The organism is Demequina salsinemoris, assembly GCF_000974805.1.
GTDB classification, from domain to species: Bacteria; Actinomycetota; Actinomycetes; order Actinomycetales; family Demequinaceae; genus Demequina; species Demequina salsinemoris.
Genome location: NZ_BBQZ01000002.1, coordinates 500,297 through 516,538 on the forward strand (window position 1 = coordinate 500,297; position 16,242 = coordinate 516,538).

A 16,242-nucleotide genomic window follows, 5' to 3' on the forward strand; every position below is an offset into this window, starting at 1 on the left:
ACGTGTGCGGCTGCCAGCGGCATCAGTGTGCGACGCCCTTCTCGGCCATCACCTTGTCGACCGTCTCCGCGGCGACCTTCGCGGCCTCGTCCTCGGAGGCGCCCCTGGCGAGCTCCTTGGCGCGGATCTGCTCATACGTGTAACGACGGGTGTCGGTGGCGTTTCCGTCCATGACGGGTCTCCCTTCGTCGTGCGCGGACCCCGTTGTCCGCACTTCAAGCGTAGCCTCGCGAACCCGCCCGGGCGAGGTCAGCGACGGCGTGTGCGGAGGGTCAGCGGGCGGGAGCCGTCGCGACCAGGACGGTGTCCACGCGCTCCACGGTGACGCCGTCGCGCACCGAGGTGCGCGGCCTGGCCCGCGTCGTGACCTGCCAGCCGTCGCCGAGCCCGGCGGCCTCCACGAGGTCCTCGGCGAGGAACCGGGTGTGGCCGCGGGGTCCCGCAAGGTGCGCGGGCTCGTCGGGGTGGTGACCGACGACGATGAGCGTGCCGCCCGGCGCCACCGCGCCGACCGCCGCTGCGAGCACCGCCGAACGGAGGTCCGCGGCCTCATGCAGGTAGTGGCACGTGACCAGGTCCCACACGGGCTCGGGGTCCCACGTCCCCAGGTCGGTCTCGACGAACTCGGCACGATCCGCCACGCCGCGGCGCAGCGCCTCGTCGCGCCCTCGCGCGAGGGCCGGCGCGGCCGCGTCCAGGCCCGTCGCCCTCCAGCCGTGCTCCGCGAGCCAGAGGACGTCCCCGCCCTCACCGCAGCCGAGATCCACCGCGGTGCCGGGGACGAGCCGCGAGGCCGTCTCCTCGACGACGGGATTCACGTGGCCGGACCACGCGGCGCCCGCGGCATAGCGCTCATGCCAGAAGGCCCTGCGCTCAGGGTCGGGCTGCACAGGGACGCGAGACTCGGTGATGCGAGACCCAGCGCTCCGAGACCCTTCCGGCCGCGAGGTCGCGTCGGGGGCGCCTCCCGACGCCGTCGGGAGGGGTGCGGGATCGCTCGTCGTCACCCAGCCAGCATAAGCAGGACCTCCGGTACCGACGCTTCGTTGTCGTGATCGCTACTCTGGACACATGATCGACGAGACGCCCCTGGATGAGCGCGAATGGGCCCTCTGGCGCTCGTTCGCCCTGATGTCCCGCCAGCTCTGGAACCGGGTCGAGCAGAGGCTTCAAGCCGACGCGGGAATCTCCGCCGCCGACTTCGAGATCCTGCACGCCCTGTCCACCGCGGATCAGCACCGTGTCCGCGTGGGCGAGCTCGGCGAGATGCTGATGTGGGAGAAGTCCCGCATCTCGCACCAGGTCTCGCGCATGGAGCGCCGTGGCCTCGTCGCGCGAGTCGTCTGCGAGGAGGACCTTCGCGGCACCTGGGTGGGCCTGACCGATGAGGGGCAGCAGGTGCTCGAGCCCGCGCTGCTCGTCTTCGCCACCGCTATCCGCGAGTCCTACACCTCCCGCATCACCCCCGACATCGCGCAGCAGTTCGCGACCACCATGATGCGCGTCGTCATGGCGACGGATCCGACCGCCTGACCCGTGGACGTCGCCGTCATCGGCGCGGGACAGGCAGGCCTGGCGGTCGCCTATCACCTGCGTGACCTGGGTCCGCGGGTCGCGCTCGTCGACGCCGGGCCACGCGCGGGTGGAGCGTGGCAGCACCGGTGGCCGTCGCTCACTCTCGGACGCACCCACTCCCTCGCCGATCTCCCGGGGATGCGCGCCGCCGGCCTGTCGTTCTCCGACGCCGACCCCCGCGTGCCCGCTCGCGACACGGTTCCCGAGCTCATGTCGCGCTACGAGGAGGCCTACGGGCTCCACGTGGCCAGGCCGGTGCGCATCGTCCGCGTGACCCGCGAGAGCGGGCGCTTCGTGATCGAGGCCGCGCCCGGTGGCCCCGTCCCCCGCCTCGAGGCCCGGGCCGTCGTGAACGCCACGGGAACGTGGACGGCCCCGCGCGTTCCCGAGCTGCCCGGCCGCGACACGTTCGCGGGACGCCAGATCACCACCGCCGGCTATCCCGGCGCGCACGCCTTCGCGGGACTCCGCGTCGCCGTGGTGGGCGGCGGCCTGTCGGCGCTGGGGTTCATGGATGAGCTCGCGCCCGTCGCGAGCGCTCTGCGCTGGTACACGAGACGTCCCCCGGTCATTCGGGACGATGCGTCGTCGGAGCTCGGGTTCGCGCGCGGCAGGGCCGCGGTCGAGGCTCAGGACGCGGCCGCGCTCGCGGGTCAGCTGCTTCCCTCGATCGTCTCGGTCACGGGCATCCCGCTCACGCCGCCCGTGCGTCGGCTCAAGGCTCGGGGGCTGCTCGACTCCCACCCGATGCCCGTGCGGATGGTCCCCGACGGGCTCGTCGAGACGGACGGCAGCGTCTGGGCCGCGGACGCGATCATCTGGGCGACCGGCTTCGACCACGCCCTCGACCACCTCGAGCCGCTGGGGATCCGTGGCGCGGATGGCGGGGTGCGTGTCGATCAGGGACGCGTCGTCGGCCAGCCCGGGCTGATCCTGGCGGGATACGCGGGGCAGGCGTCGACCGTCTCCGCCGCGAGGGCGGCGCGCACGTCGGCGCGCCACGTGCGCGAGCACCTCTCCGGCGCGGCCGACTGGCCCGCCTGACCCGCCGCCCCCGACCGCCCGCCCCGCAGTCTCTGGAGGGTCCCATCGTCCGCCCGGACGGGCGTCTCGCCGGCCAGACGTCGGCCGGACAGGCGTCGGCCCGGCCCACTGAGGGTGAGGCCGGGCCGACAGGTCCGGATCAGAGGGCGTCCGCGATCCTCCTGGCGGCCTCGAACGGAGTCCCATAGCGGTGCGCCGTGATCGACACGGCCTGCTCGCGCAGGTACGGCGTGAGCTCGAGATGCGGGCTCGCAGTCACCGCGTGGTCGAACACCGACACCACGGTGTTGCCCACGAGGCGGCCCACGGCGCGCACGCGCGTGCCCTGGTGGGCGGACGCGCGCATCACGCACATCGCGTCGTCCTCGAGGCGAAGCTCGATGTCGAGCTCGTCGAGCGCGAGGGCGAGCGGCCCCGGCAGCGGGATCGGCGCGGACACCACGCCCTCTCCCCTGGTGACGAAGTGCGCCGCGCAGGCTCGGATCAGGTCGTCCGTCGGCGCCTGGCCGTCCCAACGGATGTCCACCTCGGCCGGAACGTAGCGCAGCGCATCGACCTCGCACGCGAGACCGCTGCGGTCCAGCGCGGCGCCGTACTGCGCCTCCCAGGCCTTCTCGTCGGCCGCGACCGCGGCGCGGACCCACGCGGGGGCCTGCGCCCGGTCGAGGAACGCCTTGAGACGGGGCGACGCCGGTTCGGCGTCGGCGATCTCGGTGCGCTCCCAGTCGACGAGGGCCGACAGGTAGTGCGGTCCACCCGCCTTGAACGTCGGGCCGACGACCGACCGCTTCCAGCCTCCGAAGGGCTGGCGCTGGACGATCGCGCCGGTGATGCCGCGGTTCACGTAGACGTTGCCGGCCTCGACGCGATCGAGCCAGTGCTCGACCTCGCGCGGGTCGAGCGAGTGGATGCCCGCGGTCAGGCCGTAGTCGACGGCGTTCTGCACCCGGATGGCGTCGTCGAGGTCGGCCACCGCGATGATCGACAGGACCGGGCCGAACACCTCGGTCTTGTGGAAGAACGACCCAGGACGGGTGCCCGCCTTGAGCGCGGGGCTCCAGGCGGTGCCCGACTCGTCGAGGGGCTGGGGCTCGACCACCCAACGCTCCCCCGGCTCGAGCGTCGTGAGCGCGCGCTCGAGCTTGCCGTGCACGGGCTCGATGACCGGGCCCATCTGGGTGCGAGGGTCCGTGGCGGGACCGGCGGTGAGCGACCGCACGGCGTCCTCGAGCTGCGTGAGGAATCGGTGCGACGTCGCGACGGAACCCACCGCGATGACGAGCGAGGCCGCCGAGCACTTCTGGCCGGCGTGGCCGTAGGCCGACGCGACGATGTCACGGACCGCGAGGTCGAGGTCGGCCGAGGGGGTCACGACGACGGCGTTCTTGCCGCTGGTCTCCGCGAACAGCTTGAGATCGGGGCGGATCCTCAGGAATCGTTCCGCGGTCTCGAAGCCGCCGGTGAGGATCACCTGGTCGATCCGGGCGTCACCGATCAGCGGCTCGCCGAGGCGCTCCGGGTCGATGTCGAGCAGGCGCAGCGCGTCGCGAGGAACGCCGGCCGCCCACATGATCTCGGCGATGACGGCTCCGCAGCGGGGCGCCTGCTCGGCGGGCTTGAGAATCACGGCGCTGCCGGTCGCGAGGGCCGCGAGCGTCGAGCCGGTCGGGATGGCCACCGGGAAGTTCCACGGCGGGGTCACGAGGGTGAGGCCGCGCGGCACGGGGCGGGCGCCCTCCCACGACTCGAGCTCGACGGCGCGCTCCGCGTAGTAGTTCGCGAAGTCGATCGCCTCGGAGACCTCGGGATCGGACTGGTCGACGGTCTTGCCGGCCTCGGCCATCATCACCTCGACGAGGTCCGCGCGGCGAGCCTCGAGGCCGAGCGCGACGGCGCGCAGGATCTCGGCGCGTGCGGGAGCGCCGAGCGCGGCCCAGGCGGGCGCGGCCGCGGCGGCATCGCCGATCACGTCTGACATGGTGTCGGCGTCCTCGACGCGCGCCTGGGCGAGGGTCTCGACGCCCAGGGACGATGCGAGGGCGCGCTCGCGGATGTCGGCGGCCCACTCGCGGTTGGCGGCGACGGACGGGTCGGTGTCGGCCGCGTTGGCGAAGCCCTCGGCTCCCTCCGGGGCCCCCGATCGTCCTGTGCCTCGGTGCGTCTCGAGGGCCGTGTCGCCGGCGAGCCGCCAGGCGTCGCGGAAGCGCTTCTCCTCGCGCGCGAACACCTGCGGGTCCTCGTCGATCTGATACAGCGAGGACATGAAGTTCTCCTTGCTCGCGACCTCCTCGAGGCGACGGACAAGGTAGGCGAGGGCGACGTCGAACTCCTTCGGGTGCACGACGGGCGTGTAGAGCCGCAGCGAGCCCACGTCCTTCGCGACGGCCTTCGCGACGTGCTCGCCCATGCCGAGAAGCATCTCGAAGTCGACGGCGTCGGCCACGCCTCGCTGCGTGGCGAGGAGGTGCGCGTGCGCGACGTCGAACAGGTTGTGGCCCGCGACGCCGATGCGCACCGCACGCGTGCGCTCGGCCGTGAGCGCGTAGTCGAGGAGGCGCTTGTACTGCGCGTCGGACTCGACCTTGGATCCCCACGTGGCGAGCGGCCACCCGTGGATCTCCGAGTCGACCCTCTCCATCGACAGGTTCGCGCCCTTCACCAGGCGGATCTTGATGGGCGCGCCTCCCGCGGCCACGCGGCGCGCCGCCCACTCCTGGAGGCTGCGCATCGCGGGCATCGAGTCGGGCAGGTAGGCCTGGAGGACGATGCCGGCGGTGATCTGGCGGAACTCCTCCTCATCGAGCAGGCGCGTGAAGACCGCCATGGTGAGGTCCAGGTCGCGGTACTCCTCCATGTCGAGGTTCACGAAGCCGCCTGCCTGCGCGGAGCGGCGCAGGAGCGGGCGGAGCGTCTCGACGATGTGGTCGACCGACTCGTCGAGCGCCCACGGGTTGTGGGGCGCGATCGCGGCCGAGACCTTGAGGGAGACGTAGTCGACGTCCTGTCGGCCGAGGAGCTCCTCGGTGCGCACCAGGCGGCGGGCGGCCTCCTGCTCGCCCAGCACGGCCTCGCCTAGGAGGTTGACGTTGAGCCGGTGGCCATCCTTGCGCAGGCGCGCCAGCGCGCCGCCGAGCCGCTTGGGGCTCGCATCGACGATGAGGTGGCTGACGAGGGTGCGGACGGTGAGGCGTGCGACGCTCACGACCACGTCGGGGAGCACGTGGGAGGCGATCGAGCCGAGCGACAGCGCGCCGCGCTGCCACGGCGCGAGCCTGCCCTCGGTCTGACCCGCGAGAGTGCGCAGGCTGCGAGCCGCGACGCGCTTGTCCTCGGGCCGGATCACCTCATCCACGAACTGCGTGAGGAAGGCGAGCCCGCCGGGACGGCCGAGCAGGTCGGCGAGCATAGCCGCGGCCCCGGTGACCTTGTACTGGCGGGACGACTCGAGCCAGGTCCTGACCTGGGCGGAGACGGCGTCGGGCGTGTGGGACGCGACGTCGTCGCTGTGCGACGAGGCGGCGGTCCGGGTCATGGTGACTCCTCCAGATACATCCATGCCGACAGTGTGAGGTCGACTTCAGTTCAGCACCAGTTCATATATCTATCGTGAACACGTCAGGCATGCTTAACTTTCTGCATGCTCGATCCGACCCGCCTCGCGATGCTCCGCGAGTTCGCGCACCGCGGCACGATCGCCGCGGCCGCGGAGGCCATGGGATACACCCCCTCCGCCGTGTCGCAGCAGCTCGCCGCCCTCGAGCGCGAGGCCGGCATCCCGCTCACCACGCGGACCGGCAGGCGCCTCCGCCTGACGCCTGCAGGCGTGCGGCTCGTGGCGCGCGCCGAGGACATCCTCGCCGCGATGGACCTCGCCGAGGCGGAGCTCAAGGACTCGGATACGGAGCCGTCGGGGACGGTGCGCCTCGCGGTGTTCCAGTCGGCGGCGCTCGCGCTCGTGCCAGGGGCGCTGCTCGCGCTTCGGGACGCCCATCCCAGGGTGCGCGTCCACGTCACCCAGTCCGAACCGGGCGCCGCCCTCGCCGAGACCTGGACGCGAGACTTCGACATCGTCGTGGCCGAGGAGTACCCCCACCACTCCGCCCCTCACTACCCGGACATGGTCCGCCGGCCCCTCCTGGTCGACGAGATCCGGCTGTGCGTGGGAGGCGCCTGGTCCGACGCGACGCGCCTCTCGGCCGTCGCGCAGGCCCCCTGGGTGATGGAGCCTCGCGGGACCGCGACGCGCCACTTCGCCGAGCAGGCGTGCAGGGTGGCCGGCTTCGAGCCCGACATCCGCTTCGAGTCCGCGGACCTGCAGGCACATGCCGCCTACATCGCCGAGGGATTGGCGGTCGGCCTGCTGCCGGGGCTGATGTGGACGCGGCCGGGGTTCGGCGCGGCGGCCCGCGCCCTCGCCCCGGCCGCGCACCGCACGGTCTTCACCGCCGCGCGCGAGATCTCCGCCGCGGACCCCGCGGTGCTCGCGGTGCGGGACGCGCTCGAGACCGCGGCTCACGGCGTCGACCTCCGGGCGGAGGCGCATGACGTCACTCCTGAAGAGTCGCGCTCTCAAGGCTGACGTCAGTGCCCGCGAGGGCCTGCGACATCGGGCACTCGTCCTTGGCCTTCTCCGCGATCTCGGTGAAGGCGATCGGATCGAGGCCCGGCACGTGAGCATGAACCGTGAGCATGCTCCAGGTGATGCCCTCGCCGGGCACGAACTGGACCCGGGCGTCGGTCCTCATCTCGACCGGCGGGGTGCCGTTCTGCTCGAGCGCGTGTGACAGCGCCATCGCGAAGCACGCCGAGTGGGCCGCCGCGAGCAGCTCCTCAGGCGTGGTGGACGTGCCCTCACCCGTCGAGCGCTGACGCCAGTCGACCGGAAGCTCGGAGAACACTCCGGACTCTCCACCGGTGATGCCCTTGCCGTTCGAGAGGCCACCCTGCCAGCGGGTGGTCGCCTTGCTCGTGATCATGGTCTCTCCTCCTCTGGGACCCGCGGGGTCGGACCCTGTTCCAGTCTTTCACCTGGGGTGTTCGACCGCCCGTCAAACCGCCCAGCGGCGCCCAACCGCGCTCGGTCGGCAGCCCCGCCTGTTTCCGACTCGTAAACTTTCGCGCCCCACTCTTGCCACATGCGTGTCACCCGGTGTTCAGTACCGGGCATTGGACGTTTGTCCAAGTTGATCATCGAGAGGCATCCCTCATGCATGCAGTTCCGTCGTGCGTCGTCGTGACCGGCGCGAGCTCGGGCTTCGGCGCCGAGTTCGCGCGGCGATTCGCCCAGCGGGGCGCCGACGTCGTGCTCGTCGCGCGTCGTCGAGATCGGCTCGAGGAGCTCGCATCGCAGCTCCAGGACTCGGGTCGGGTGCGCGCCTATCCGATCGCCGTCGACCTCGCGAAGCCCGGCGCGGTCGACGACCTCATGGACGAGCTCGCCGTGCGCGGGCTGAGGCCCGACGGCCTCGTCAACTGCGCGGGCTTCGGCATCGACGGCCCTTTCGCCGATGCGGACCCCGCGCGCGTGACCTCCCTGGTCCAGGTCAACGTCACGGCGCTCACCGAGCTGACGCATCGTCTGCTGCCTTCGATCCTCGCCTCCGGCAGCGGGGTGCTGGTGAACGTCGCCAGCACCGCGGCGTTCCAGCCGATCCCTCAGATCGCGCTGTACGCCGCGTCGAAGGCGTACGTGCGTACGCTCACCGAGGCCATCTGGCAGGAGGCGAAGGGCTCCGGCGCGAGGATCCTCGCGCTGTGCCCCGGACCGTCTCGGACCGAGTTCTTCGCGGCCGCGGGATCGGAGCGGTTCAACGTCGGCCAGATGGTGTCCACCGACGAGGTCGTCGACGCCGCGTTCGACGCGCTCGCGCACCAGGGCGCGGGCCCCACCCGGATCGTCGGCTGGCGCAACGCCGTCCAGGCCCATCTCCCCCGCATCGTCCCGACACGAGCGGCGCTCGCCGTCACCGCCGGGCTCACGAAGGACTGACCCATGGCACGCATCCCCCTCGAGGAGCGACGCCGGCTGCTCATCGCGGCGACGCTCACCGTGATCGAGCGCGACGGCATCGCCGGCGCGACCGCGCGCCGCATCGTCCAGCAGGCGGACATGCCCCTCGGCGCCCTGCACTACGCCTTCGAGAACGTCGAGGACCTCCTCGCGGCGGCCGCCGACGCGGTCACCGACAACGAGCGGCTCGCCGCCGAGCGAGGACTCGCCGAGGGCGGCGCCGCCCCGGATCTCACGGACCTGCTCGTCGCGGGCATGGAGCGCTACGTCGACCTGCTCAAGGCGCGCCCCGGTCACGAGCTCGCCTTCCTCGAGCTCATGCTGCACTCGTCGAGGGCGCGACTCGACGCGCCGCCCGCACCCGGCCGCTACGAGGCGTCCTACGAGGTCGTCGCCGCACTGCTCGCGCAGGCCGCGGATGCCGCCGGCGCGGCGTGGACCCGTCCCGTGCGCGAGCTCGCGCGCCACACCGTCTCGACGCTCGACGGCATCACGACCACCTGGCTCGCCGACCACGACGACGCGGCCGCCCTCGCGACCGCCCGCTTCCACGCCCACGCGCTCACCGCGCTGACCACACCCGCCTAGCCGCAAGGAGTCCACGTTGCTCACCGATCTCAACCCTCGCGTGACCGCGCACATCAACGCGCACGCGGTGCTCGGGGCCCTGCCCGTGCTCGTCGCGCGCGTGCCCGAGGCACGCGCCGCGCTCGCCGGCCTCGACCGGCCCACGACCGTCACCCTCAAGGCTCCCGGCGTCGCCGACGCCTCCTACACCTTCACGACGGATGCCGTCGTCCCCGGTGCTCAGGACGGCGCGCGCCGGGTGACGCTCGTGTTCACCTCGCCCAAGCACCTCAACCGGATGGTGGACGGCGAGGCGCAGCCGCTCCCGGTCGCCTCGCCCGCAGGACTGAAGTTCCTCACCGGGCCGTTCTCGACGCTGGCCGACCTGCTCGGGACCTACCTGCGCCCCGCGGACGAGGCGCTCGCGGACCCCGAGTTCAAGACGACCTCGACCCTGATGACCCTCAACGTCGCGGCGGCCGCGATCGCCCAGGTCGCGAACGAGGACCGCTCGGGCCGCTTCTCCGCCTCGATGGTCCCCGACGGGCAGGTCGCGCTCGAGGTGGGCGACGACATCGACCTGCGCCTTCACGTCGAGGACAACGTCTTCACCTTCGTTCCCGGCACCCCGACGGCCCCCGCCCGCGCCGCGCTGCGCTTCGCGGACCTCGACGTCGCGGGCGACGTGCTCGCGGGCCGCGCTTCGGCGCTGGGCTCCATCTGCGACGGAACGCTCGGCATGCGGGGCTACATCCCGATGCTCGACAACGTCAGCCGCATCCTCGACCGCGTCGGCCACTACCTCGGAGACTGATCATGACCACCACCCCCATCGCCCCCTTCACCTACGCCAAGTCCTTCGAGGCCTTCGACCGCGCCGCGAAGGTCATCCCCGCCGGCGTCCCCGGACACCTCGGCCCCTCCGAGGGCTGCTTCATCCCGAACAAGGCGTTCCCGCGCTTCTCCTCGCGAGCCGAGGGCTCGCGCTTCTGGGACCTCGACGGCAACGAGTACCTCGACTACATGTGCGCCTACGGGCCCAACGTGCTCGGCTACGGGGACCCCGACGTCGACGCGGCCGCCGCCGCGCAGGCCCGCATCGAGGACGTCGTCACCCTGCCCTCGACCGTCATGGTCGACCTGGCCGAGCTGCTCGTCGACACCGTGGCCTCCGCCGACTGGGCGTTCTTCGCCAAGAACGGCGGCGACACCACGACGCTCGCGATGATGACCGCCCGCGCGCACACGCGCCGCAAGAAGATCGTCTTCGTCAAGGGCTACTACCACGGGGTCGCGCCCTGGACCCAGAAGCTCGACTACCCGGGCGTGATCGAGGAGGACGTCGCGAACAACCTCTACGTGCCGTGGAACGACCTCGTCGCGCTCGAGGAGATGTTCGTCAAGCATGAGGGCGAGATCGCCGCGTTCATCTCGACGCCGTACTTCCACGGCAACTTCCTCGACAACGAGCTTCCGGCGCCCGGCTACTGGCAGGGCGTGCGCGACCTGTGCGACAGGTACGGCGTCGTCCTGATCATGGACGATGTGCGCGCCGGCTGGCGCCTCGACCTCGCCGGATCCGACCACCACTACGGCATCGAGGCGGATCTCATCTGCTTCTGCAAGGCGATCGGCAACGGCTACAACCTGTCGGCGCTGTGCGGCAAGGAGGAGTTCAAGGAGTCGGTCGCCTCCCTGACCTACACCGGCTCGTACTGGATGAGCGCGGTGCCGTTCGCGGCGTCGATCGCGACGATCACCAAGCTCAAGGAGCTCGACGCGCCCGCTCTGTTCCGCACGCAGGGCGAGAAGGTCACGACCGGACTCGTCGGGGCTGCGGCCAACCACGGCCTGAACCTCGTGGCCTCGGGCGAGCCCGCCCTGTTCTACCTGCGCCTCGCCGACGACGACTCCCTCCTCATGCACCAGGAGTGGGTCGCGGAATGCGTGCAGCGCGGCCTGTGGATCACGTCGCACCACAACCACTTCCTCAACGCGTCGCTCACCGACGCCGACATCGACCGGACCATCGAGATCGCCGACGAGGCCTTCCGCATCGTCGCCGCCCGCCACGGCTGACCGCCTCCCCACCCAGCGAAGGAGTCCCCTTGACGACGCTCGCCCCCTCCCCCGTGTCCCAGGGCACCGAACGCCTCGGTGTCACCGCCGCCTACGTCGCGCAGGGCCTCAGCTACGCGACGGTCGTGACGGCGCTGCCGTTCTTCAAGGACCGGTACGGCATCTCCGAGGACATCGTGTCGCTCATCACGCTCACGGTCGTGATCGGCGCAGCCGCCGGATCGGTGCTCGCGGACAGGATCTCGGTGCGCTGGGGCTCCCGGGCCTCGCTGATCCTCGCGCTCGCGACCCAGGCGGTCGCCCTCGTCGCCGTGATGCTTCCCGTGCCGTTCCCGCTGTTCTGGGCCTTCTTCGGCGTCTACGGCCTGGGGCTGGGCGGCGTCGACGCGTCGGCTGCGATGCAGGCGGTGCTCGTGCAGCGGCGGATCGGACGCTCCGTGATGGGCTCGTTCTTCGCCACGGCGACGGCCGCCTCCGCGGTGGGCGCGGTGCTCATGTCCGGCGCCTCCGGCTCCTCGCTCGGCGCGGGCCTCGCGATCGGCGTCGCGGCCGCGGTCGCCGCTTCGGTCGCCTTCGTCGGGGTGCGGATCTTCGACCGCACGCGTGAGGAGCGGGCCACGACCCCTGAGGCCAAGGCCGGGCGCGCGCCGATCCCGACGCTGGGCCTCATGCTCGTGGGCTTCGTCGTCTTCGCGGCGTTCACCGCGGACTCGACGCTCAGCACCTGGACGACGCTGTACCTCCAGGACGAGCTCGCCGTCACCGGTTCGGTGGTCGTCCTGGGTCTCGCCTTCACCATCGCGCCGCTCGGTTACGGCACGTACCAGGTGACGACGCTCGTCAGCCGCCTGGGGTCCGACTTCGTGGTGCGCCGGTGGGGGCGCGCGCCGCTCGCGTTCGTGACCGCGATCGTCGGGGCGGTCGGGCTCGCGGCCATGGCGCTGCTGCCGAGCACGGGGACGGTCTTCGCCGGCATCGCGCTCGCCGGCCTGGGCGTCGGAGCCCTCGTGCCCCTCGCGTACTCGGCGGCCGGCGATATCGAACCGAGTCGCTCGGACGAGATCGTGGCCCGCGTGAACCTCTTCACGTACCCCGGATCGGTCATCGGCGCCGTGGTTCCGGGGCTCGTCGCTGCTTCGATCGGTTACGGACCGTCACTCCTGGTAGCCGCCGTGTTGCTGCTCCCGGTACTTGCGGTTGTGCCCCGCTTCAGGGCTCCCACCCAGGGGATCTCTGGCGAGGCCGACAGGGCGCCGGAAGAGGCACTCGACGCCGCGACCGACTGACACTCCATGACCGAATGTTCTCAAAAATGAACGCGGATCGCGTATCATCGTCGTCATGAACGAGGATCGACCCATCGGAGCCCGTGAGGCCGCACGTCGTCGTGTGAGCGGAGCGCTCGCTTCAGCAGCCAGGTCGCTCGTGGCCGAGAACGGCTATGACGACACCACCATCGAGATGATCGCGGAGCGTGCGGGAGTGTCCCGTCGCACGTTCTTCCGTCACTTCGAGACGAAGGACGCGGTGCTGCTGCACTTCTACGACGAGCTCGGCGATCAGATCGTCGAGGCGATCGATCAGGCCGCCGACGAGCTGCCGATGCAGTTCGCGCTGAGCGAGGCGTTCCGCGTGGTCGAGCGCTTCCTGTCCGATCCGGTCGAGCACGCGTCACAGGTTGCGCTCGTGCAGATGATCTCCGAGTCCCCGCGCCTCGACGCCGCGCGCAACTACCGGCGCCGCCGCACCGTCGAGCTCGCAACCCACGCGCTCATGCGGCGCGAGCAGCGTCAGGGCCGCGAGATCAGCCGCCTCGTGGCAGGAGCGATCTCGGGCGCCACGTTCTCGTGCCTCTACGCAGCCGAGCACGAGTACCTCCGGGACCCGTCGCAGGACCCGGTGGGCCTTTTCGACGAGGCCGCAGCCGGCGTCTACGCGGCGATGACCGATTCCTACGCATTCAGGGAGCAGGAGGCGGCCGCCGCGGCGTCCTGAGCCGCGACATACCCGATCCGCTGAGCCGGGCAGCACCTCATGGGGCTGCCCGGCTCAGCCGTCTCCACGTGCGTTCGATGAGGGCCGGAAGCCTCAAGCCACCGGCTGCGCCGTGCGAGGGATGACGCACGACCGCTCGCGTCGGACGCGCGCCACGAAGGCCCAGCCGAGCAGTCCGATCGCGCCGATGGCCAGGTAGGGCTGGATCGGCTCGAACCACTGGATGGCGCCGGTGTAGCCGAGGGCGAGCAGGACGATCTTGTTGCACACAGGGCATCCCACAGCGAAGAAGGTGACGATGCCTCCCGCCATGCCGAGCCTGCCCTCCTTCTCGGTGCGCGCTTCCTCAGGCGCCGCGACGTAGGTGGCGGCGACCAGGCCTGCCAGCACCGAGCTGATGCCGAGCGCCCACCATGACCACGGGGTCGGCGGGATCTCGCGACCGAAGAGGGGGTTCGGGATCAGGTCGGTCGGTATGGCGATGAACAGGAACGTCGCCACGGCGGTGCCGAGCGCGAACCACCACCGACGCGCGGGCCAGGCGCGCAGGGACTCGAGGAGCAGCGTCATGCGACGAGGATACCCCATGGGGTATTCCAGATCCGGGGACCTCAGGCGACGCGTGCGAGCAGCGCCTCGAGCATCGTGAGCACTCCCTGCTCGGCATTCGAGGGTGCGCGGTACCGCGCCGCCGCGGCGACGTCAGGGTGCGCGTTCGACATCGCGAACGACAGGTCCGCGTGAGACATCATCTCGAGGTCGTTGAGGAAGTCCCCGAAGACGGCCGTCTGCGCCTGCGACACGCCGAGCGACCCCTGCAGGGCGGCCAGCGCGCGCCCCTTGTTGACGCCGGGCGCCATCACGTCGGCCCAGTGGTGATCCGAGACGACGATGCGGACGCGGTCGCCGAACGGCGCGAGCGCCTCGGCCGCGCCCTCGGCCCCTCCGAAGTCGTAGATGGCGACCTTGAGGAAGTCGTCCTCCGCGTCATGCAGGTCCTCGAGGACGGTGAGCGCCTTGTAGTAGTGCACGACCTTGTCCATGAACGCATGATCCGTGCGCTCGACATAGGCGGAGCGCTTCCCGCACAGCACGACGCCGAGATCGGCGCCGGCCGCGGAGCGCGCCCTGAGCGCGTCGATCAGCCCCGGCACGACCCCGTCGGGCAGCGGGTCGGAGCTGACCTCCTGACCCTCCTTCACCACGTAGGCGCCGTTCTCCGCGATGTAGTCGAGCCCCTCGCCCACCTGGCCGAACTGCTCGGCGAGCGTCGCGTACTGGCGGCCCGAGGCGGGCGCGAAGGCGATGCCGCGCTCATGGAGCCGGTCGAGCATCGGCCACAGGCCATCGGGGATGCGCTTGTGCTCGTCGAGCAGCGTGCCGTCCATGTCGCACACCACCAGCCGAAGATCGAGCGGGGCGTCGGGCAGCTGGTCGATGAAGCGCATTTCCACGCCTGGCATGCTACCCGGTGCCGCCGAGCCGCCCTTCGCGCGGAATACTGGGCGCATGACCAGCCTCCTGTCCGTCACCTCGTCCTCGTGGCCCTCGATCGACGATGCCGTCGAGGGGCCGCTCCTGCTGATGCTGCACGGCTACGGGTCGAACGAGCACGACCTCGCGGGCCTCGCGCCCATGCTCCCCCGGACGATGCCGTGGGCGTCCGTGCGGGCCCCGCTCGAGATGGGCTTCGACGGCGCGGCGTGGTTCCCGCTCCAGGCGCCGACCCTCGCCTATCGGCCCGATGCGGTCGCGAAGGCGACCGAGGACCTGTGGGCCTGGATCGACAAGAACGTGCCGGCATCGGCGCCGATCCTCCCGCTCGGCTTCTCGCAGGGCGGACTCATGGCGCTGCAGCTCCTCCGCACGCGACCCGAACGGCTCGCGGGAGCGATCGTCCTGTCGGGCTTCGTGGCCGACGTTCCCGGACCCGCGGACGAGCGGCTGGCCGCCCTGCGCCCGCCCGTGCTGTGGGCCCGCGGCGACGCCGACATGGTGATCCCGCCCGCCGAGGTGGCACGCATGGAGCGTTGGCTCCCGACCCACGCCGCCGCGACGATCAGGCTGCACGATCGCCTCGGCCACGGCATCGACGAGCGCGTCATGGGCGACGTCATCGCATTCATCGACAGCCTGGAAGGCTGAGCCGCCCGCTCCACCCGGCGACACGCTGTCGCATTCATCACACCGTGTCACTCCATGTCACATCACTGTACTAAACTGACTAGTCAGTACAGAAGGAGTGACATGACCACCGAATCGACCCTCGCTCCGACGCACGATGCGCCGGCGGCGACTCCCCCCGTCCTCGACATCCGCGCCGCAGGCGTCTCGACGCGCAGGGCCTCCGTCTACGGTCCGCTCGATGCCCGCATCTCTCAGCCGATCACGCTCGTGCTCGGCGACCGCGGCTCGGGCCGCACCTCGCTGCTGCTGTCCGTCGGCGGTCGCATGCGCCTGTCGAAGGGCAGCATCCGCACCCTCGGCTACGACGTGACCAAGAATGCGCGCCGCGTCCGCAACTTCACCGCCCTGGCCGGCTTCGATGCGATCGACCGCCCCGACGGCGCCGCGCGCATCGCGGAGGTCATCCGCGAACGCCAGACCTGGCTCGCACCCTGGTACCGCCGCGTCCCCGCGCCCACTCCCCGCATCGTCCATGACCTGCTCGCCGCCGTGTACGGCGACGTCCCCGTCCCCACCTCGGGAAGCCTCGTGCGCGACCTCACGGAAGGCCAGGAGCTGCTCCTGCGGGTCGCGCTCGCTCTCATCGAGGAGCCCCGACTCCTGCTCGTCGACGATCTCGACGACGTCAAGAACCCCGCGGAGCGCGCGAAGGTCGCCGCCCGCCTCCAGGCGATCGCCCTGAGCGGCATCGCCGTCGTCGTCGGGTCCGCCGACCCGAGGGACGCCGCGTTCTTCGACGCCGACCTCGTCGACACCGTCTCACTGTCACGCTGACCCCACGAATC

The 16,242-nt window shown here is 71.4% G+C and carries 17 protein-coding genes; 11 read left to right on the forward strand and 6 right to left on the reverse strand.

Annotated elements, in window-relative coordinates:
* Positions 1–22 precede the first annotated feature (22 nt).
* The gene (locus AOP78_RS15195) at positions 23–172 is read right to left on the reverse strand and encodes a hypothetical protein (RefSeq protein WP_160297599.1); all 150 of its coding nucleotides are present in this window, start codon (positions 170–172) and stop codon (positions 23–25) included.
* Between the two features lie 100 nt (positions 173–272).
* The gene (locus AOP78_RS05870; protein WP_062202278.1) at positions 273–890 is read right to left on the reverse strand and encodes an SAM-dependent methyltransferase; all 618 of its coding nucleotides are present in this window, start codon (positions 888–890) and stop codon (positions 273–275) included.
* Positions 891–1,071: 181 nt separating this feature from the next.
* Here AOP78_RS05870 and AOP78_RS05875 point away from each other — a divergent pair, with 181 nt between their 5' ends.
* Together AOP78_RS05875 and AOP78_RS05880 are read left to right on the forward strand one after the other, a co-directional pair.
* Positions 1,072–1,533, forward strand: coding sequence for a MarR family winged helix-turn-helix transcriptional regulator (locus tag AOP78_RS05875; RefSeq protein WP_062202279.1), 462 nt, complete (start codon positions 1,072–1,074; stop codon positions 1,531–1,533).
* Positions 1,534–1,536: 3 nt separating this feature from the next.
* Positions 1,537–2,619 (forward strand): FAD-dependent oxidoreductase, encoded by a 1,083-nt coding sequence (locus AOP78_RS05880; protein WP_062202280.1) that lies wholly within the window; start codon positions 1,537–1,539, stop codon positions 2,617–2,619.
* A gap of 139 nt (positions 2,620–2,758) precedes the next feature.
* Here the strand turns inward: AOP78_RS05880 and AOP78_RS05885 are convergent, their stop codons facing one another.
* Positions 2,759–6,151: a proline dehydrogenase family protein gene (locus AOP78_RS05885; protein WP_062202281.1), complete on the reverse strand. Its 3,393-nt coding sequence runs from the start codon at positions 6,149–6,151 to the stop codon at positions 2,759–2,761.
* Positions 6,152–6,256: 105 nt separating this feature from the next.
* Between AOP78_RS05885 and AOP78_RS05890 the strand changes: the two genes are divergently transcribed.
* Complete coding sequence (locus tag AOP78_RS05890; RefSeq protein ID WP_062202282.1) at positions 6,257–7,198, forward strand: LysR family transcriptional regulator; 942 nt, start codon at positions 6,257–6,259, stop codon at positions 7,196–7,198.
* On the opposite strand, the gene AOP78_RS05895 is transcribed toward AOP78_RS05890, so the two are convergent.
* Entirely contained in the window at positions 7,167–7,595 is a 429-nt protein-coding gene (locus AOP78_RS05895) for an OsmC family peroxiredoxin (RefSeq protein WP_062202283.1), read from the reverse strand. The two genes, AOP78_RS05890 and AOP78_RS05895, sit on opposite strands and share 32 nt — an antisense overlap.
* 230 nt (positions 7,596–7,825) lie before the next feature.
* Here AOP78_RS05895 and AOP78_RS05900 point away from each other — a divergent pair, with 230 nt between their 5' ends.
* Genes AOP78_RS05900 through AOP78_RS05925 form a run of 6 tightly spaced genes read left to right on the forward strand, consistent with a single transcriptional unit; the run spans position 7,826 to position 13,270 of the window.
* Positions 7,826–8,608: an SDR family NAD(P)-dependent oxidoreductase gene (locus AOP78_RS05900; RefSeq protein WP_062202284.1), complete on the forward strand. Its 783-nt coding sequence runs from the start codon at positions 7,826–7,828 to the stop codon at positions 8,606–8,608.
* A gap of 3 nt (positions 8,609–8,611) precedes the next feature.
* The gene (locus tag AOP78_RS05905) at positions 8,612–9,217 is read left to right on the forward strand and encodes a TetR/AcrR family transcriptional regulator (RefSeq protein ID WP_062202285.1); all 606 of its coding nucleotides are present in this window, start codon (positions 8,612–8,614) and stop codon (positions 9,215–9,217) included.
* A gap of 16 nt (positions 9,218–9,233) precedes the next feature.
* Complete coding sequence (locus AOP78_RS05910) at positions 9,234–10,010, forward strand: hypothetical protein (RefSeq protein WP_062202286.1); 777 nt, start codon at positions 9,234–9,236, stop codon at positions 10,008–10,010.
* 2 nt (positions 10,011–10,012) lie between these two features.
* On the forward strand, positions 10,013–11,275 hold the full coding sequence (locus AOP78_RS05915) for an aminotransferase class III-fold pyridoxal phosphate-dependent enzyme (protein WP_062202287.1): 1,263 nt from the start codon (positions 10,013–10,015) through the stop codon (positions 11,273–11,275).
* 29 nt (positions 11,276–11,304) lie between these two features.
* Complete coding sequence (locus AOP78_RS05920; RefSeq protein ID WP_062202288.1) at positions 11,305–12,561, forward strand: MFS transporter; 1,257 nt, start codon at positions 11,305–11,307, stop codon at positions 12,559–12,561.
* A 55-nt stretch (positions 12,562–12,616) separates the two neighbouring features.
* Positions 12,617–13,270: a TetR family transcriptional regulator gene (locus AOP78_RS05925; RefSeq protein ID WP_062202289.1), complete on the forward strand. Its 654-nt coding sequence runs from the start codon at positions 12,617–12,619 to the stop codon at positions 13,268–13,270.
* 93 nt (positions 13,271–13,363) lie between these two features.
* Here AOP78_RS05925 and AOP78_RS05930 read toward each other — a convergent pair whose 3' ends face one another.
* Together AOP78_RS05930 and AOP78_RS05935 are read right to left on the reverse strand one after the other, a co-directional pair.
* A complete protein-coding gene (locus AOP78_RS05930) occupies positions 13,364–13,840 on the reverse strand; it encodes a hypothetical protein (RefSeq protein ID WP_201774754.1) in 477 nt (158 codons plus the stop codon).
* A 41-nt stretch (positions 13,841–13,881) separates the two neighbouring features.
* Positions 13,882–14,718, reverse strand: a complete 837-nt coding sequence (locus tag AOP78_RS05935; protein ID WP_174442380.1) for a Cof-type HAD-IIB family hydrolase — start codon at positions 14,716–14,718, stop codon at positions 13,882–13,884.
* A gap of 61 nt (positions 14,719–14,779) precedes the next feature.
* Between AOP78_RS05935 and AOP78_RS05940 the strand changes: the two genes are divergently transcribed.
* Both AOP78_RS05940 and AOP78_RS05945 read left to right on the forward strand, forming a co-directional pair.
* Positions 14,780–15,415, forward strand: coding sequence for an alpha/beta hydrolase (locus tag AOP78_RS05940; protein WP_062202292.1), 636 nt, complete (start codon positions 14,780–14,782; stop codon positions 15,413–15,415).
* Between the two features lie 102 nt (positions 15,416–15,517).
* The gene (locus AOP78_RS05945) at positions 15,518–16,231 is read left to right on the forward strand and encodes an ATP-binding cassette domain-containing protein (RefSeq protein WP_062202293.1); all 714 of its coding nucleotides are present in this window, start codon (positions 15,518–15,520) and stop codon (positions 16,229–16,231) included.
* Positions 16,232–16,242 lie beyond the last annotated feature (11 nt).